We start from the raw sequence: 18248 nt of genomic DNA on the forward strand, positions 1-18248 counted from the left end.
ACTCCGGACTCGTCAGAACGTTGAAGAATTCCACCGCCTGGGTCGATCTCGCCCGGCGTCCAATGCTGCTGCAACGTTGATGCAAGACGCTTTGGGCATTACGATCCATGGTGGCTGGCCTTTGGGAAGATGGTTTGGGTGCTTCGTAAACAACCATCCTATCGACCCTTTGGTCAGCCATCTCCCTTTGCTTTCAAGCACTTACGCACGTCGCCGAAGGCCAACCTGCCAAAGTAAGTGCCATTCCCCTTAAATAGACTATTAAACAGACCATCAAACAGCGAACAGCGTCATGCCAGCCTGGGCCAGCCACGCCGAGATGCCCCCTGAACCGTGCACAATCGTGAACATGAGCAACCCCACTCTCGACCTGGCCGACCTCCGCAAAAGCTACGAACGCGCGGAACTCAATGAAGACGCATCGCACGCCGACCCCTTGAAGCAATTCGACCAGTGGCTGAACGAGGCCATTGCGGCGCAGGTGCCGGAGCCCAATGCGATGACACTGGCCACCGTGGACAGCAGCCTGCGACCCTCCACCCGTGTGGTGCTGGTCAAGGGCTATGACGCGCGCGGCATTGTCTGGTTTACCAATTACAAGAGCCGCAAGGGCATCGAGCTGGCCGGTAATCCTTATGCGGCCTTGCAGTTTCACTGGGTCGAACTCGAACGTGTCGTGCGCATTGAAGGCGTGGTCGAGAAAGTCTCCGAGGAAGAAAGCGACGCCTACTTCAACAGCCGCCCGCTGGATTCGCGTATTGGCGCCTGGGCCAGTCCGCAAAGCGAAGTCATTGCCAGCCGCAGTGTGCTGGTGACCAATGCAGCCAAATATGGCGCCAAATTCCTGCTGCAGCCTCCGCGCCCGCCGCACTGGGGCGGCTACCGCCTCCAGCCCGACAACTGGCAGTTCTGGCAGGGCCGCAAAAGCCGTCTGCATGACCGCCTGCGCTACACGCTGCAAGCCGATTCAAGCTGGCTGCGCGAGCGCTTGGCACCCTGAGAATCCGCTACGTCACGAAGTCGCCCAGCCGCTCAATGGCCTGGTGCGCCACCGCCGCGAGCTGTTCGGGGCTCACCCGCTCCGGTGCAATTTCAGCCAGCGGCACCAGCACAAAAGCCCGCGGCAGCATGCGCGGATGCGGCACCGTCAATTGCGCCGAAGCGATGCTGGCGCTGCCGTAGAGCAGCAGGTCCAGGTCCAGCGTGCGCGGGGCGTTCCGGTAGGGTCTTTCGCGGCCGGCCTCCTGCTCGATCCGCTGCAGCTGTTCCAGCAACGCCGGTGCGGCCAGGCCTGTCTCCAGTTCGACCACCGCATTGAGGTAGTCGCCGCCGGGCGCGATGGCCTCGCCCGAATCGGTGTCCAGCGGTGCAGTTTTGTAGAGGCCGGACATCCGGCGGACCTGCGTGAGCGGCAGGCGGTCCAGGGCGCTTGCCGCCTGCCTCAGCGCTGCCGCTGCGTCACCGAGGTTGGCTCCCAGAGCGATGTAGGCCTGAACGACGCGCTCAACACTCACGGCTCACACCCCAAGGTTCAAGGGTTGGTGGCAACACCTGGCGAGGGCTGGTCGCTGCCGCCAGCACCGCCTTCTGCACTGCCGGGATCGGCCGCATTGGCGCGATTCGCCGGTTTGCGACGCCGGCGGCGTTTTCGGGCCGGCGCCGTGTCGCCCTGTTCTGACGAGGTTTCGGGTTGATCGGCGTCCGTGCGGACACTGGATGGGCTGGCGACTGAACCGTCCGCCTCCGCGTCCTGGCGCTTCACGCGCGTGCGCGGATGCTGCGGCTTTTGCAGTTGCTCCTGGCGTGCCTCTTCAATCATGGCGTGGCGTTCATCGTCATACGCGGTGCTGAATTTTTCCCACCACTCGGCCAGCGCCATGTCGACTTCACCGGTCTGCGCGCGCAGGCGCAAAAAGTCAAAACCCGCGCGAAAGCGTGGCTGCTCCAGCAGCGAATACGGCGAGCTGCCAACACGCTTTTCAAACCGCGGCTGCATGGTCCATATTTCCCGCATGTCGGTGCCCAGCTTGCCGCGGCCCGAGACGTCGCCAATCTTGGCGTTGAACGCGTCATCAATCGCATCCTGCAATGCCGGCATCAGGTGTTCGCCCCGCTTGCGGCGCCGCGCCCAGCCGTCGCGCACATCGGACCACAGGATGCACGACAGCAAAAAGCTGGGCGCCACCGGTTTGCCTTCACCCACGCGGCGGTCGGTATCTTTCAGCGCCAGGTTCAGGAAAGGCTCATGGGCAGCATCGACCACCACATCCAGCAGCGGGTAGATGCTGGTACCCAGGCCCAGGGTCTTGAGCTGCTCGATGCTGGCCAGCGAATGGCCTGTCTGCAGCAGCTTGAGCATTTCGTCGAACAGGCGCGACTGCGGCACATCGGCCAGCAGGCCGCTCATCTCGCGCAAGGGCGCTGAGGTCTTGTCTTCAAACTTGAATCCCAGCGCACTGAGTTTGGCGCCAAAGCGGACCGCGCGAATGATGCGCACCGGGTCTTCGCGGTAGCGCACGACCGGGTTGCCGATCATGCGGATGATCTTTTTCTTCGCGTCGCGGATGCCGTTGTGATAATCGACCACGATCTGGGTTTCAGGGTCGTAGTACATGGCGTTGATGGTGAAGTCGCGCCGCGCAGCGTCTTCTTCCAGCGGGCCCCAGACGTTGTCGCGCAGCACGCGGCCCGAGCTGTCGACAGCATGCTTCATGCCGGCCAGCTCGCTCTTGCTGGTTCGCTCGTTGCCGCCCACCTGCTCCGCCAGGCTGCTGTCCAGGTGCGCGCGGAAGGTCGAGACCTCGATGACCTCATGCTCACGGCCACGACCGTAAATCACGTGAACGATGCGAAAGCGCCGGCCGATGATGAAGGCGCGTCGAAACAGGCTCTTGACCTGCTCGGGTGTGGCGTCGGTAGCCACATCAAAGTCCTTGGGCCGCAGGCCGACTAGCAGGTCGCGCACGGCGCCGCCCACCACATAGGCTTCAAATCCCGCGTGTTTCAAGGTGCGCACGACATCCATGGCACGGTCGTCGACCAGCTTGGGGTCGATGCCGTGTTCTTTGGGGCCGACGTCCTGGCGCTTGCCGAAAGGTAATTTTTTGATCCGCCTGCTTTCGGAAGCAGTGGTCTCGGTGCTGCCGGATTTGCCAAACAGCTTGTCGATGAATTTTTTGATCATGAAAACAGAATTTTTCGGGCTAGCCCGTCGTTGCGGGGCGGCTGGCGCCGCCCTGGTCAATTAGAACAGGTCAAGTATGCGCCATCCGCGCTCGGTGGCGATGGCGCGCAGGCGTTCATCCGGATTGGTGGCCACCGGGCAGCTCACCTTCTCCAGGAGCGCCAGGTCGTTGAGGGAGTCGGTGTAAAAGCAGGTTTGCACATCGTGCCAGCCCAGCTGGCGGGTGGCCAGCCACTGCTCCACGCGGGCAACCTTGCCTTCCCGGAAGGACGGCGTGCCCCTGATTTCACCGGTCAGCTGGCCCTGGGCGTCACGCGCCAGCTCCACGGCGATCAGCTCTTTCACACCAAAAGCCTCGGCAATTGGACGGGTCACGAACTCGTTGGTGGCCGTGACGATCACCAGCTCGTCGCCGGCATCGCGGTGCTGTTGAACCAGCGCCAGGGCCTGCGGGGTAATGAGTTTTTGCACCACTTCCTGCATAAAGCGGGCATGGGCAGCCATCGATTTGGCTGCGCCCTGCTCGCGGATGGCCCGCGTGGCAAAGCGCACATAGTCGTGGATGTCGAGCGTGCCGGCGCGGTATTGCGCAAAGAATTCGGCGTTGCGGCGCTTGAACTCGGTGGCCTCGCACCAGCCCTGCGCAATGGTGAACTCGCCCCATTCGTAATCCGAATCAATCGGGATCAGTGTGTGATCCAGGTCGAACAAAGCAATTTTTTGTGTCACGGTCATTGACTCTCCAGCATGGATTTGATCAGCGGGATCGTGATGGCCCGCTTGGTTTGCAGGGCGTAGCTGTCGAGCTGGTCCAGCAGTTGCATGAGGCTTCCGAGGTCGCGCGAAAACCGTGTCAGCATGAAGTCCATGGCGTCATCGCCCAGAAACACGCCGCGTGCATCGGCTTCGCGCCTGAGCACGGCACGGCGCTCCGCTTCGGTCAGGGCCTGCAGGGCAAACACGTGACCCCAGCCCAGGCGCGTGCGCAAGTCCTCACGCAAGGCCAGATCGGCGGGCGGCACCAGGCCGGCGGCCAGCACCCCACGCGGACGGCCATCGGCCGAATTGAGCGCATTGACAAACCAGTTGAATGCGACCTGCTGCTGCACCGCCGTGTAAAGATGGCAGTCGTCCAGAATCACGGCGGCCCAGGATTCGCTGAATTCCGGTGGCTCGAGCATGGACGCATCCATCCAGCCCACCGGGGCGCCCTGCTCCCGCAGCGCCTCGCTGACGGCCCTGAGCAAATGGGTCTTGCCGCTGGCCGGCTCGCCCCACAGGTAGGTCGGCACCGGTGAGCGCAGGGTGTTGCCAGCCCAAAGCTCCAGGTGCTTAAGCGCCGCCTCGTTCGGCCCGCCGAAGAAATTGGCAAACGAGGGGGCGGAGGCCAGCCCGATATCAAGCGCTATCTGTTTCATGCCTGCACACTGCCGGTTTCACGCCTGCTCATGGAAGCCCTCAGGTCGTGTAAAGCCTGCTGGCGATGTAGCTGGCCTTGAGGCGACGAATACCCACCAGCAACACGGCGCTTACCGGCAGTGCCACCAGCACGCCGACAAACCCGAACATCTGACCAAATGCCAGCAAGGCAAAGATAACCGCCAGCGGGTGCAGGCCAATGCGCTCCCCCACCAGCCGCGGCGTGAGATAAAGGCTTTCAATCACCTGCCCCAGCCCATACACCACCGCTACCATGACCAGAGCCTTGATGGAGGCGAATTCCAGCACGCCCGCCAGCACCGCCAGTATCAGCCCCACGCCGAAACCCAGATAGGGAATGAACATCGCCAGCCCGGTAAATACGCCGATGGGCACCGCCAGGTCCAGGCCAAACAGCGCCAGCCCGACGGCATAGAAAACGGCCATGATCAGCATGACCAGCAACTGGCCGCGCAGGTACTGGCCCAGCACTGAATCGGCCTCGCTGGTGAAGCTGTCGAAACCCTCGCGCAGGCGGGGAGGCACCAGCTCCAGCACATGGCCGACAAAATTATCCCAGTCCACCAGCAGGTAAAAAAGTGCCACCGGAATCAGCACGGCATTGCCCATGATGGCCAGCGCCACGCTGCCCCCGAGCTTGAGGGAGGACAGCAGCGAGCCGAAGGCGTCCTCGAAATTGGCATTGAGGTACTTGAGCACAAAGGCCTTGATGCTGGCCACGTCGAGCGACACCCGAAAGCCGAACTTCGCCAGCCAGGGCGCCAATTCGGTGTTGAGGCGGTCCGCCAGCAGCGGCACCTGTTCACGCAGCAGCGGCAATTCCTTGGCCATGATGGGCACGATGAGCAGAAACAGGCCGAACAGCACCACGATAAACAGAAACTCCACCAGCAGCACCGCTACCACGCGCGGCAGGCGGCCCTTGCCGAGGCTGTCCAGCCTGTTCACCAGCGGCGTCAGCGCATAGGCCAGCACCGCCGCCACCACAAAAGGCGTCAGCACCGGGCCCAGCAGCCACAGCGCGACAACGGCCAGCGCCGCAATCAGGCACCAGGCGGCGACGCTTTTTTGGGTGTGGGTGAATTGCATAAAGCCTTGCGGTGAGCTTGCCGAGGGAGGCTGGTAAGGTCCGCCAGGGGTCTGGCAGGACACTGGACACGCAGCCTTTAGAATCTAAGGCTGAATTCTATCGGGCTTGCAGGGCTGCTCCAGACTGCAGACCCCCGCCCACCCGACCGACCGCACCCCATCGCACCAGAGCCCCACCCCATGACCACCTCATCCTCTTCCCCCCTGAGCTACAAAGACGCCGGCGTTGACATTGACGCGGGCGACGCCCTGGTTGAACGCATCAAGCCGCTGGCCAAGAAAACCATGCGCGAAGGCGTGCTGGCCGGCATTGGCGGTTTTGGCGCGCTGTTTGAGGTGCCCAAGCGCTACAAGGAACCGGTGCTGGTAAGCGGCACTGACGGCGTGGGCACCAAGCTGCGCCTGGCCTTTGAATGGAACATGCACGACACCGTCGGCATCGACCTGGTGGCGATGAGCGTCAATGATGTGCTGGTACAGGGTGCCGAGCCGCTGTTCTTCCTGGATTACTTCGCCTGCGGCAAGCTCGATGTGGACACCGCCGCGGCGGTGGTCGGCGGCATTGCCAAAGGCTGCGAATTGAGCGGTTGCGCCCTGATTGGCGGCGAAACGGCTGAAATGCCCGGCATGTACCCCGAGGGCGAGTACGACCTGGCCGGTTTTGCGGTGGGCGCGGTGGAAAAGTCGAAGATCCTGACGGGCAAGGAAGTCCAGACCGGCGACGTGGTGCTGGGCCTGGCCAGCAGCGGCGTGCATTCCAACGGCTTCAGCCTGGTGCGCAAATGCATCGATCGCGCCGGCGCCGACTGCCCCGCCACGCTGGATGGCAAGCCCTTCAAGCAAGCCCTGATGGAGCCCACCCGGCTGTACGTCAAGAACGTACTGGCCGCGCTGGCGGCGCATCCGATCAAGGCGCTGGCCCACATCACCGGCGGTGGCCTGCTGGAAAACATTCCGCGCGTGCTGCCCGAGGGCACGGCGGCTCACCTCAAAAAAGGCAGCTGGCCGCAAACCGAGCTGTTTGCCTGGCTGCAAAAGACCGCCGGTATCGACGACTTTGAGATGAACCGCACCTTCAACAACGGCATCGGCATGGTGGTGGTGGTGGACGCCGCCAGCGCGCAGGCCACGGCCAAAACCCTGCGTGACGCCGGTGAACAGGTTTATGAGATTGGCGTGATCGCCCCCCGCGGCGAGGGCGCCGCCGTCATCGTCGGCTGATCCGGCCGCGATGGCTGACCGGCAAGCCCCTCCGGTAAACACCGTGGCTAACAACGCCAGCCGCTCGCAGCGTCTTCCGGCCGGCATCTGGGCACTGGGCTTTGTCAGCCTGCTCATGGACATTTCTTCCGAGATGATCCACAGCCTGCTGCCGGTCTTCATGGTCACGGTGCTGGGCACCAGCATGTGGGCCGTCGGCCTGATCGAGGGCTTTGCCGAAGCCACGGCGCTCATCGTCAAGGTGTTCTCGGGCGTGCTCAGCGACTACTGGGGAAAGCGCAAGCCGCTGGCGGTATTCGGCTACGGCCTGGGTGCGCTGTCAAAACCGCTCTTTGCGCTGGCCACAACCACTGGCATGGTGATGGCCGCCCGCCTGATTGACCGCGTCGGCAAAGGCCTGCGCGGCGCCCCGCGCGATGCGCTGGTGGCCGATCTGGCGCCGCCCAACCTGCGCGGCGCGGCTTTCGGGCTGCGCCAGGCGCTCGATACCGTGGGGGCCTTCCTCGGCCCCCTGATTGCGATGGGCCTGATGCTGCTCTGGGCCAATGATTTCCGGGCCATCTTCTGGGTGGCCATCATTCCCGGCTTTCTGGCCGTGGCCCTGCTGCTGTTCGGCGTGCGCGAGCCCGTGCGCGACCGGCAGGCGCCGCGGCTCAACCCGATCAGCAAAGACAACCTGAAGCGCCTGAGCGGACCGTACTGGCGGGTGGTTGCCATCGGCGCCGTGTTCACGCTGGCGCGCTTCAGCGAAGCGTTTTTACTGCTGCGGGCGCTGCAGGGTGGCCTGCCGGTCGCCTACACGCCGCTGGTACTGATCGGGATGAACATGGTCTATGCCCTGGGCGCCTACCCCTTCGGCAAGCTGTCGGACTCGGTGAGCCACACCACGCTGCTGGCCTGGGGGCTGGCGGTGCTGATTGGCGCCGATGCGCTGCTGGCCTACAGCAACCACTGGACCTGGGTCTGGGCGGGCATCGCGCTGTGGGGCCTGCACATGGCCATGACCCAGGGCTTGCTGGCCACCATGGTGACCAACGCCGCACCGCCCGACCTGCGCGGCACGGCGTTCGGGTTTTTCAACCTGGTGAGCGGCCTGGCGATGCTCCTGGCCAGCACGCTGGCGGGAGTGCTGTGGGACCAGCTAGGCGCACCGGTGACCTTTGCCGCCGGCGCGGTCTTCAGCCTGGTGGCGCTGGCCATGCTCTGGCGCTGGCATGGCACCCGTCTCTGGAGCACCTGACAGGGCACCCGACTGCGTCCGACCCTGAGGCGGTTACCGGTCAGTGTGCGATCAGTTTGGCCATTTCGGAACCTGGCCGGTGTTGGCGGGCAAAAGAGGCGCCGTGAAACCCTATCCCCGCCGGACGCCCAAAGTCAGTGTTTCCCCCGCAATTGGGCGACGCGCTCGCTCATCGCGTCAATGTCCAGTGCATCCTCGGCATGCGCCAGGTAGGTTTCCAGATCGGTCACCGCCTGGGTCACTTCCCCCTGGGCTGCCCAGGCCAGCCCGCGGTCCCGGTACTCGGGCCAGGCGTCGGGCTGCAGCACGATCAGGCGGTCTTCCACGGCAATCAGGCGTGGCCAGTCTTCCTGGGTTTTGTGGATTTCCTTCAGGTTGCGCAGCATGCGGCTGATGATGTCGCGCGGCGGCGCTGACTGCAGGTACAAGCCCATGGGCACCTCGAACTCTTCCGCCATGCTGCCGCGCTGGCGGAACGGCTCCAGCCGCTCGGCCAGCTCTTCGCGGCTCAGGGACTGCCCGCTGAACGGATCTATCACCACCTGGCCCTTGGGCAGGTTGACCTTGACCATAAAATGCCCTGGAAAGGCCACCCCGCGCGCGTTCAGGCCCAGCCCCAGGGCCAGTTCCAGCCACAGCACGGCCAGCGTGATGGGAATGCCACGCCGCGTGCGCAGCACGGCGTTCAGGTAGCTGTTGTCGGGGTCGTAGTAGTCGTTGACGTTGCCGCCAAAACTCAGGTCGTGGAAAAAGAACTGGTTCAGCGCGCGCAGGCGTTGCAGCGCGGGTGCGTCCGCCGGCAGGCGGCGCTTGAGGCGGGCCAGCAGCTGGTCCACATCGCCCAGCACCTGCTGCACGTCAAGGTCGGGGTATTCATCCTGGGCCAGGCTGATGGCGGCTTCCAGCAGGGGGAAATGCTCATCGCTCTGCACCAGGCTGGAGAAATACTGCAATGGGGACGGTACGGCCAGATTTAATTGCATGGCATTACTTTCTCACAAACTGGCACCGCTGTGGGGATCAGGTATACCCCCGGTTCGTCCTGACCGACAAAAGGCAGACCGGGCAGACCGGGTCGACCGGATCAGCGCCGGACCAGCTGGCGAAGCTTCAGCCCGGAGAACCAGAGCGCTGCAAAATAAATAGCCGCTGATACACATAAAACAAGGGCCAACAGGCCAATCCGTTGCAAATATGCATCTTTGAGGCCGATCCAGCTGACACGGCCTGCGGCCCACAGCAAAAAAACCGCCAGCAACGCGCTGGCAGCCAGGACCTGGCAGGCGAATGCACCCCAGCCGGGGGCGGGTGTGTAGCTGCCGCGCCGCATCAGGCCAACCAATAGCCACAGCGCATTGATCAGCGCCCCGATGCCGATGGCCAGCGCCAGCCCGGCGTGCTGCAAAACCGGCACCAGCGCCAGATTGAGCAATTGCGTGATGACCAGCACCACCACCGCAATGCGCACGGGCGTGCGGATGTCCTGGCTGGCATAAAAGCCCGGCGCCAGCACCTTGATGGCCACCAGGCCCAGCAGGCCTGCGCCGTAGCCCATCAGCGCGGTGGTGGTCTGTTGCACGTCGCGGTCGGTAAAGGCGCCGTAGTGGTAGAGCGTGGCGACCAGCGGCTGGGCAAAGGTCAGCAGGGCTACCGCGCACGGCACGGCCAGCACCACCACGATGCGCAGGCCCCAGTCCAGCATGGCTGAGTATTTGGCGGCGTCGCTGGCCGCCTTGGCCGCCGCCAGCTGCGGCATCAGCACCACGCCGATGGCCACGCCCAGCATGGCCGTCGGGAACTCCATCAGCCGGTCGGCATAGGTCAGCCAGCTCACGCTGCCGGGCGTCAGGTGCGAGGCGATCTGGGTGTTGATCAGCAGGGAAATCTGCGCCACGCTGACCCCCAGCAAGGCAGGAACCATCAGTTTGGCGATGTTTTTGGTTGCCGTGTCGGCCCAGGCAGCCTGAACGCGTGCCCAGTTCAATCCGATTTTTGGCAGCAGGCCCAGGCGCAGCAAGGCCGGCACCTGCACCGCCAGCTGCAAAACCCCACCCAGCATCACGCCGGCGCCCAAGGCGTACACGGGCTCAATGCCCTGCGCCCGGAACCAGGGCGCGCCCAGCCAGGCGGCCGCAATCATGGCCAGGTTCAACAGCACCGGCGTCGCCGCCGACACCGCAAAACGCCGCCAGGTATTGAGCACGCCGGACGACAACGCCACCAGCGACATGAAGGCGATGTAGGGGAACATCCAGCGGGTCATGAACACGGCGGCTTCAAAACCACGCGGCTCCTGCTTCAGGCCGCTGGCCATGGCCCATACCAGCACCGGCGCCCCCGCCACGCCTATCACGCAGGTCAACAGCAGCGCCCAGGTCAACAGCGTCGCGACCCGGTCGATCAGCAGCCTGGTTTCGGCATCGCCGTTGTTGGCCTTGCTGGCCGCCAGCACGGGCACAAAGGCCTGGCTGAAGGCGCCTTCGGCAAACAGGCGGCGAAACAGGTTGGGAATGCGAAACGCCACGTTGAAGGCGTCGGTCATGGCGCTGGCGCCAAAAGTCGAGGCAATCAGCAGTTCCCGCACCAAACCGGTGATTCGGGAGACCAGGGTCAGCAGGGATACGGTGGAGGCGGCTTTAAAAAGTGACACCCGTGGAGTTTATAGCCCCCACGGTCGCTCACTGCGTGTAGCTCCCGAGGCCTTGCAGGCCGCGGCTCGCGAGACGCTTCGCCTCTGTCGCCTGTCCAAGCCTGCGCAGGCAGGCTTGGAGCCGCGGGCTCCAGCCCCTCGGGCCGCTGCGCCTGCGGCCCGGCGAAGCCGGTTCCGCGGCCCCTGCTGGTGTAAGTCCTTCTTGGTCTAAAACCACCATTTCCGGCCTGAAACTCCGCCGTCGTATAATCCAAGGCTTTGCTGCAACATCCACAGACTCCTCCCCAGGATTAAAGGAAACTATATATGGCTACCGCCAAACCCAAGAAAAAGAACCCGCGCCTTGCGTCGGGCCGCAAACGCGTCCGCCAGGACGTCAAACTCAACGCCGCGAACACCTCGCTGCGCTCCAAATACCGTACCGCTGTGAAAAACGTCGAAAAAGCCGTTGCAGCCGGTGACAAGGACAAGGCCAAAGACCTGTTCGCCAAAGCCCAGAGCATTGTGGACATAGTGGCCGACAAAGGCATCTTCCACAAGAACAAGGCAGCGCGCGATAAAAGCCGTCTGTCCGCCAAGGTGAAAGCCCTGGCACTGGCCCCCGCAAAGGCCGCCTGATCTTTCAGGCAAACCGCCCGGACTGATTTTTCGGTCCGCCGTTTTGTAGGGTGCGCTGCAGCAAAGCAAAAAGCCGTCGAAAGACGGCTTTTTTGTTTTCAACTCCGGGAAAGCGTAGCGAGCGGGGGTGGGGCGGGACAAGGCACACGCAGCACAAAAAGAATGTACTCAGGCAGATAAAGATTGCGGGCACCGCGCAATCCCGCATCGTGCCCGCGCAGCCGCTTTAAAGCTTATCGGGAATCAGGCAAGCTTCGGCCACCTGCAGTTCATTGTCCCTGGCAAAGTTGATCACAAAGTCCCAGGCCATGGGCTCGACATCTCGCAACTCGGCGTTGACGACCACGCACTTGAGACCATTGATGACCGTGGGAACGCACCAGGGCGAATAGGTGAGGTGGCTGCCCGGCTGCGGCCCGCCGGGACGGAACTGGCTCATCACACCGCACAACCTGTCGGCCCAGTCGCTGGGCCGGAAGGTTTTGCCGTCTCGGGTAATGCCCTGAATAAAGACTTCTTTGGCGGAGTTGGAGACCATCTGATGGAGGGTTTGTCGCGTGCCAGGAGCTGGGGGTATTGCGCCATGCTGCACCGCACCATGATTGTATCTTATATAAGACTCAAGTCCTGACTGTCACTCCAATTCTGCGCATTGCTGTGATGCACTATCGTCACAAAAGCCCGCGAAGTCTGCGCCTAAAATTGCTGCATGCCCGCCGGCTTCCCGGCGGCCGCCTGTTCCCCGCCTTGCCCGGAGTTTTCCCATGAACGCAGCCCTGCCCCAGCCCATCGAAGCCGCCTCACCCCACGTCATGAACACCTATGGCCGCCTGCCCATCGCGTTGTCGCATGGCCAGGGTTGCCGCGTCTGGGACGTCAACGGCAAATCCTACCTGGACGCGCTGGGCGGTATTGCCGTGAATACCGTCGGCCACAACCACCCGAAACTGGTGCCTGCGCTGCAGGAGCAGATCGGCCGGTTGATCCACACTTCCAACTACTACCATGTGCCGCTGCAGGAAACGCTGGCGGCCAAGCTGGTGGAGCTGTCGGGCCTGGAGAACGTGTTTTTCTGCTCCACCGGCCTTGAAGCCAACGAAGCTGCGCTGAAACTGGCGCGCAAATTCGGCCATGACAAGGGCATCGAGAGGCCGGAGATCGTGGTCTATGAAAAAGCCTTCCATGGCCGCAGCATCGCCACCCTGAGCGCCACCGGCAACGCCAAGGTGCAGGCCGGCTTCGGCCCGCTGGTCGAAGGCTTCATCCGTGTGCCGCTCAACGACCTGGAGGCCCTGAAGGCCGCCACGGCCGGCAACCCGAATGTGGTCGCGGTGTTTTTTGAAGCCATCCAGGGCGAAGGCGGCATCAACAGTATGAAGGACGAGTACCTGCGGGAGGTGCGCGCCCTCTGCGACGAGCGCGACTGGCTGCTCATGATCGACGAAGTGCAGTGCGGCATGGGCCGCACCGGCAAATGGTTTGCCCACCAGTGGTCCGGTATCAAGCCCGATGTCATGCCGCTGGCCAAGGGGCTGGGATCGGGCGTGCCGATCGGCGCGGTGGTGGCCGGCCCCAAGGCTGCCCATATTTTTAGCCCCGGCAACCACGGCTCGACCTTTGGCGGCAATCCGCTGGCCATGCGCGCCGGCGTGGAAACCCTGCGCATCATGGAAGAAGAAGGCCTGCTGGCCAATGCGGTCAAGGTGGGCGAGCACCTGCGGGCGGCGCTGGCGCGCGAACTGGCCGACGAGCCGGGCTTGAAGGAAATCCGCGGCCGCGGCCTGATGCTGGGCATTGAGCTGACCAAGCCTTGCGGGGAACTGCTTGCCCGCGCTGCCGAGAAAGGCCTGCTGCTGAGCGTGACGGCCGACACCGTGATCCGCCTGGTGCCTTCGCTCATCATGACCACCGCAGAAGCCGATGAAGTCGTGGCGATTGTGGTCCCGCTGATCAAGCAGTTATTGAAAGAGAAAGCATGACCAAGAGCGTGACCAAGGCAACGAAATCCGGGGCCGGCGAATCAGCCGAAGCGAAAAGCACCGCGGCCAGGCCCATCAGGCACTATTTGCAGTTCAGCGACCTGAATGCCGGCGAGTACGCCTACCTGTTCGAGCGGGCGGCGGTCATCAAGAAAAAGTTCAAGGCCTACGAAAAACACCAGCCGCTGGCTGACCGCACGCTGGCGATGATTTTCGAAAAAGCCTCGACCCGCACCCGCGTCAGCTTTGAGGCCGGCATGTACCAATTGGGCGGCAGCGTGGTGCACCTCACCACGGGCGACAGCCAGCTGGGCCGCGCCGAACCGATCGAGGACAGCGCCAAGGTCATCAGCCGCATGGTCGACCTGGTGATGATCCGCACCTTCGAGCAGACCAAGATTGACCGCTTTGCCGAACATTCGCGCGTGCCGGTCATCAACGGCCTGACCAACGAATTCCACCCCTGCCAGATCCTGGCCGACATCTTCACCTACATCGAGCACCGCGGTTCCATCAAAGGGAAAACGGTGGCCTGGGTCGGCGACGGCAACAACATGGCCAACACCTGGCTGCAGGCCAGCGAGATCCTCGGCTTCAAGGTGCATGTGAGCACGCCCGGCGGCTATGAAGTCGACCAGTCCATCGCCGGTATCCGCTCGGCCGAAAGCTACCAGGTCTTCAAGGACCCGATGCAGGCCTGCGCCGGCGCCGACCTGGTCACCACCGATGTGTGGACCAGCATGGGCTATGAAGCCGAAAACGAGGCACGCAAGAAAGCCTTTGCCGACTGGTGCGTCGATGCCGACATGATGCGGGCCGCCAAGCCCGATGCCCTGTTCATGCACTGCCTGCCCGCGCACCGCGGCGAAGAGGTCGAAGCCGACGTCATTGACGGGCCGCAGTCCGTGGTCTGGGACGAGGCGGAAAACAGGATGCATGTGCAGAAGGCACTCATGGAGTTCCTGCTGCTCGGACGGATTGACTGATCAGGTCCTCGCCTTCCTGTCAGCCTGTTGAATTCGACCCGCCTGGACCCGCAAGGTTCACGGCCGTGGAGGCGCGGGTGCAGGACGGCTGCCCTCGCCCCCTGAAGCCAAAAGGCATGAACCGTCCCAATCCATGGGACGAAGGCTGAACTCGCCAACCGTGCAGCGGCATCCTCTGCTTGTACCGTCCGCACCCGCACACCAAAATGAACTTCGACTCCCTTTGAGGGGAGCCTGAATATCCATCAATCATTTTGGACCGTGCTACGCCATGTATATCAGTGAACAGCTTCTCAACCCGAACGAGCGCCGGCTGCGCTTGTCCACGCAACTGGGCGTGCAAAGTGTCGTGCTGGACAACCGCGGCACCGAACTGGTTTCCGCCACCGGTGGTGTCAGCGCCTGGGACGCCGCCAAACTGGCAAGCTACCGCAAATGGGTTGAAAGTTTCGACTTGAAACTGGACGTCTTCGCCCTCGACGTCGGCTCCATCCTGCTGGACTCGCTGGTCGACCTCGACAGCGCCCGCAAGCAGCGGGACGTATTGGCGCAGAACATCCAGAAAGCCGCCGACGCCGGCATCACCTGCCTCAAGTACAACGTGCAGATGGTGGGCATCACGCGCACCGGCCTCAAACCCGGACGAGGCGGCGCCCGCAACTCGGGCTTCGTGTACGCCGAATACACGCAGGAAGGCGATCGCCAGAACTCTTACTGGGGCGTGGGCTACCCGACCAACCAGGACGAAGGCGATGCCGAAACCGCCATGCTGTGCGGCCAGAAACTGGCGCGCGAAGTGCCACCGGTGACGGAAAAGGCCGGCTGGGATGCGATCGAGTTTCTGGTCGAAGGCCTCGTACCCGCCGCCGACAAGGCGGGCGTGCGGCTGGCCTGCCACCCGCATGACCCGGCCTACCCCGTGGGCGGGCTCAACGGCATCGAGCACGTGGTCGGTTCGGCCGGCGGCCTGCGCAAATTCCTGGCGATAAGCCCCAGCAAGAACCACGGCCTGAACTTCTGCCAGGGCACCGTGGCCGAGATGTTCAGGGAGCCGGGCAAGCACATGATTCCCGTCATCGAGGAATTTGCGTCCACCGGACGTATTTTCATGGTGCACTTTCGCAACATCCGCGGCGGCTACCTGGACTTCCAGGAAGTGTTCCCGGACGAGGGGGACGTCGACATGTTCCAGGCCATCAAGGCCTACCAGCGCGGCGGCTATGCCGGCCCGCTGTGCCCGGACCATGTGCCGGTGTCGGACCTTGACGAAAACCGCGAGCGCTTCATGTCGTTCGCGCTGGGTTACACGCGCGGCCTGCTGCAGGCTGCCGGCGTCTGGTCCACGCCCCGCCACTGACTTTTCCGGCCAGCAGGCCGGTGCTGCGAAATGGCTGGTGGGGCTGCTGGGCCGGCGAACCCGGGATGCGCCGGCAGCGCAGGCCGACTTGCCCCCGGTTGGGGCCCTGATTTGTCCCATGGGTTGGGACTTTCAAGCCGCTCTCCGCGAAAACCCCTGTAGGCCCCGCCGGAGGCGTCACCCAGAATGACCGGGCTTGCTCGTACCAGAGCAACTTCCAACACTCATCGGAGAAAACATGTTTCGACGCCATCTCGTTTGCCTGAGCGCCATCGCAGCGCTGGGCTTCGCGCTTCCGCTGGCCGCCCAGGCCCAGACCGACTACCCGACCAAACCGGTCAAGCTGATCGTGCCGTTCCCGGCCGGCGGCACCAGCGACATCATGGGCCGCATGATCGCCGAGGAGCTCACCAAGGCGCTCAAGCAGCCCTTCGTGGTGGAGAACATCGGCGGCGCCGGCGGCGTCATCGGTGCCGAGCGCGCCGCCAAGGCCACACCCGATGGTTACACGCTGGTGCTCAGCGGTGTCGGCCAGAACGCGGTGGCGCACGGCCTCAATCCCAAGCTGGCCTATGACTCGAACAAGGATTTCATCCACATCACCCAGATCCACTCCGGCCCCAACGTACTGGTGGTGCACCCCGACACGCCCTTCAAGACCTTCAAGGAACTGGTCGACTACGGCAAGGCCAACCCCGGCAAGCTGAACTACGGCTACACCCACGCGGCGTCCGGCCACATGGCGATGGAGCTGCTCAAGCAGACCGTGGGCACCTGCACCGGCGCCAAGGGCAACCAGAGCTGCAAGGGCCTGTACATGGTGGGCATTCCCTACCGCGGCGGCGGCCCGATGATGACCGACATCCTGGGCGGCCAGATCCCGATGATGTTCATCAACCAGGACGTGGCGCTGCCGCATGTGAAGGCCGGCAAACTGCGGGCGCTGGCGGTCTCCAGCCTGTCGCGCAACCCGCTGTACCCGGACGTGCCGACGATTGCCGAGTCGGGCTACCCCGGCTTCTCTGCGCTGTCCTGGTCAGGCCTGTCAGCGCCCAAGGGCACGCCCAAGGCCATTGTGGACAAGCTCGAAGCGGCCGCGGTCAAGGCCATGCAGAGTCCGGCGATCAAGACCCGCATGGAGTCGCAGGGCTTTGTGGTGCCCTCGCTGGGCTCGGCCGACTACACGTCCTTCGTCGCCAAGGAAGTGGACCGCTGGACCCGTGTGATCAAGATCGCGGGAATCAAGGCGGAATAAGGAGCCCGTGGGCGGCGGCCGGCGTCAGGCGCTGGCCCGCTCCACCAGCGAAAACCCCAGGTCCAGCACCCTGCCGCCGCGGGGTTTCGCCACACCGGCGAAGCGTTCGAGCAGCATCTGGCCGGCGCACCGGCCCAGCTCCGTCGCCTGCACCCGTACCGTGGTGAGCGGCGGGAACGCGGCCTCGGCCATCGCCAGATCCGAGAAGCCGACAACCGCCATGCGCTGCGGTACCTGCCACTGCTGCTGCCGGCAATACAGCAAGGCGCCCATGGCCAGAATGTCGTTGCTGCAAAACACGGCATCCAGCGCCGGGCAGCGTGCCGCCAGGCGTTCCATGGCCGCCGTACCGGCCGCGATGCTGGAAGCCGGCGGGAGCAATTCCGTGGGCAAGCCGGCCACGTCGACATCGTCCAGCCCCTGCTTTTTCAGCACCGCCGCCAGGCCCGCCAGCCGCTTGAGCGAACGCTCCTCCCGGGCGCCCAGAAAACCGATACGGCGATAGCCACGGGCCAGCAGAAAGCGGCCCACCGCCTCGCCCACACCGGTGTGGGAGACGCCCACCGCCATGTCGATGGGCGATGCCGGCAGATCCCAGATTTCCATCACCGGCAAGCCCAGCCGGCGCAGTTTGGCCCGCACCGCCTTCTCGTGCGTCGCACCCGTCAGCACGATCGCGTCGACGCGCCGGCCCAGAAAGGCATCCACCAGTCCGGCCTCGGCCTCGGGGTGGTAGCTCGACTGGGCCAGCATCAGCTGGTAGCCTGCCGGTGCCAGTGCCGCAGCCAGGCCATTCATGGCATCTGCAAACCAGGCGTTGGACAGCGTGGGCACCACCGCGCCGACGATGCGCGAGCGGGCCGACGCCAGGCTGCCGGCGGTGAGGTCCGGCACATAGCCCAGCTGCTTCACCGCAGCCCGCACACGGGCCAGCGTGGCCGGCGACACCTTGCCCGGCTCGTTCAATGCCCGGGAGACAGTGACCAGGGCCACGCCGGCGGCCGCCGCGACATCGGCCATGCGGGCGCCGCGCAAGCCGGCGGCGCGCCTGGAAACATTCATCGACGGGCCATCTTTCGGATCTTCCTTCAGGTCATCTTTTGGGTCTTTGGCCATGCTTTTCCAGCCATCTTCCGGATTTGTCCCGCATCCTGGGATGGGCACGGCAGTTACGGCCATAGCTACTTGAATAGCTGCTTGGATTGTGCGGCAGCACGGTGCAAAATGGA

At 64.0% G+C, this 18248-nt stretch carries 17 protein-coding genes; 8 read left to right on the plus strand and 9 right to left on the minus strand.

The window, feature by feature from the left end; all coding sequences use genetic code 11:
• Positions 1-349: 349 nt before the first annotated feature.
• Positions 350-1000: a pyridoxamine 5'-phosphate oxidase gene (pdxH, locus tag AC1DS5_RS24195; RefSeq protein ID WP_477720787.1), complete on the plus strand. Its 651-nt coding sequence runs from the start codon at positions 350-352 to the stop codon at positions 998-1000.
• Positions 1001-1007: 7 nt separating this feature from the next.
• Here the strand turns inward: pdxH and folK are convergent, their stop codons facing one another.
• Genes folK through AC1DS5_RS24220 form a run of 5 tightly spaced genes read right to left on the minus strand, consistent with a single transcriptional unit; the run spans position 1008 to position 5713 of the window.
• Entirely contained in the window at positions 1008-1514 is a 507-nt protein-coding gene (gene folK / locus AC1DS5_RS24200; protein ID WP_477720788.1) for a 2-amino-4-hydroxy-6-hydroxymethyldihydropteridine diphosphokinase, read from the minus strand.
• A gap of 17 nt (positions 1515-1531) precedes the next feature.
• Positions 1532-3184, minus strand: a complete 1653-nt coding sequence (pcnB, locus tag AC1DS5_RS24205) for a polynucleotide adenylyltransferase PcnB (protein WP_477720789.1) — start codon at positions 3182-3184, stop codon at positions 1532-1534.
• Between the two features lie 60 nt (positions 3185-3244).
• A complete protein-coding gene (locus tag AC1DS5_RS24210) occupies positions 3245-3919 on the minus strand; it encodes a histidinol-phosphatase (RefSeq protein ID WP_477720790.1) in 675 nt (224 codons plus the stop codon).
• Complete coding sequence (gene hda / locus AC1DS5_RS24215) at positions 3916-4602, minus strand: DnaA regulatory inactivator Hda (RefSeq protein WP_477720791.1); 687 nt, start codon at positions 4600-4602, stop codon at positions 3916-3918. Before hda ends, AC1DS5_RS24210 begins: the two co-directional genes overlap by 4 nt.
• 40 nt (positions 4603-4642) lie before the next feature.
• A complete protein-coding gene (locus tag AC1DS5_RS24220) occupies positions 4643-5713 on the minus strand; it encodes an AI-2E family transporter (RefSeq protein ID WP_477720792.1) in 1071 nt (356 codons plus the stop codon).
• Between the two features lie 180 nt (positions 5714-5893).
• Between AC1DS5_RS24220 and purM the strand changes: the two genes are divergently transcribed.
• Both purM and AC1DS5_RS24230 read left to right on the plus strand, forming a co-directional pair.
• A complete protein-coding gene (gene purM, locus AC1DS5_RS24225) occupies positions 5894-6934 on the plus strand; it encodes a phosphoribosylformylglycinamidine cyclo-ligase (protein ID WP_477720793.1) in 1041 nt (346 codons plus the stop codon).
• Between the two features lie 43 nt (positions 6935-6977).
• Positions 6978-8174: an MFS transporter gene (locus AC1DS5_RS24230; protein WP_477720794.1), complete on the plus strand. Its 1197-nt coding sequence runs from the start codon at positions 6978-6980 to the stop codon at positions 8172-8174.
• Positions 8175-8308: 134 nt separating this feature from the next.
• On the opposite strand, the gene AC1DS5_RS24235 is transcribed toward AC1DS5_RS24230, so the two are convergent.
• Positions 8309-9157: a SirB1 family protein gene (locus tag AC1DS5_RS24235; protein WP_477720795.1), complete on the minus strand. Its 849-nt coding sequence runs from the start codon at positions 9155-9157 to the stop codon at positions 8309-8311.
• Positions 9158-9258: 101 nt separating this feature from the next.
• Positions 9259-10824: a murein biosynthesis integral membrane protein MurJ gene (gene murJ, locus AC1DS5_RS24240; RefSeq protein WP_477720796.1), complete on the minus strand. Its 1566-nt coding sequence runs from the start codon at positions 10822-10824 to the stop codon at positions 9259-9261.
• A 306-nt stretch (positions 10825-11130) separates the two neighbouring features.
• Between murJ and rpsT the strand changes: the two genes are divergently transcribed.
• On the plus strand, positions 11131-11442 hold the full coding sequence (gene rpsT, locus AC1DS5_RS24245; protein WP_477720797.1) for a 30S ribosomal protein S20: 312 nt from the start codon (positions 11131-11133) through the stop codon (positions 11440-11442).
• A 226-nt stretch (positions 11443-11668) separates the two neighbouring features.
• Here rpsT and AC1DS5_RS24250 read toward each other — a convergent pair whose 3' ends face one another.
• A complete protein-coding gene (locus tag AC1DS5_RS24250; protein WP_477720798.1) occupies positions 11669-11980 on the minus strand; it encodes a DUF3579 domain-containing protein in 312 nt (103 codons plus the stop codon).
• A 226-nt stretch (positions 11981-12206) separates the two neighbouring features.
• On the opposite strand from AC1DS5_RS24250, the gene AC1DS5_RS24255 reads away from it, so the two are divergent.
• From AC1DS5_RS24255 to AC1DS5_RS24270, 4 genes are all read left to right on the plus strand, one after another.
• Positions 12207-13421 carry an acetylornithine/succinylornithine family transaminase gene (locus AC1DS5_RS24255; protein WP_477720799.1) on the plus strand — a complete coding sequence of 405 codons (1215 nt, stop codon included), beginning with the start codon at positions 12207-12209 and terminating at the stop codon, positions 13419-13421.
• Positions 13418-14407 carry an ornithine carbamoyltransferase gene (gene argF, locus AC1DS5_RS24260; protein ID WP_477720800.1) on the plus strand — a complete coding sequence of 330 codons (990 nt, stop codon included), beginning with the start codon at positions 13418-13420 and terminating at the stop codon, positions 14405-14407. Before AC1DS5_RS24255 ends, argF begins: the two co-directional genes overlap by 4 nt.
• A 271-nt stretch (positions 14408-14678) precedes the next feature.
• Entirely contained in the window at positions 14679-15764 is a 1086-nt protein-coding gene (locus AC1DS5_RS24265; protein WP_477720801.1) for a mannonate dehydratase, read from the plus strand.
• Positions 15765-16002: 238 nt separating this feature from the next.
• Entirely contained in the window at positions 16003-17019 is a 1017-nt protein-coding gene (locus AC1DS5_RS24270; protein WP_477720802.1) for a Bug family tripartite tricarboxylate transporter substrate binding protein, read from the plus strand.
• Between the two features lie 24 nt (positions 17020-17043).
• Here AC1DS5_RS24270 and AC1DS5_RS24275 read toward each other — a convergent pair whose 3' ends face one another.
• Positions 17044-18135 (minus strand): LacI family DNA-binding transcriptional regulator, encoded by a 1092-nt coding sequence (locus tag AC1DS5_RS24275; RefSeq protein WP_477720803.1) that lies wholly within the window; start codon positions 18133-18135, stop codon positions 17044-17046.
• Positions 18136-18248: the final 113 nt, after the last annotated feature.

It is taken from the genome of Polaromonas sp. P4_H1 (assembly GCF_056400945.1).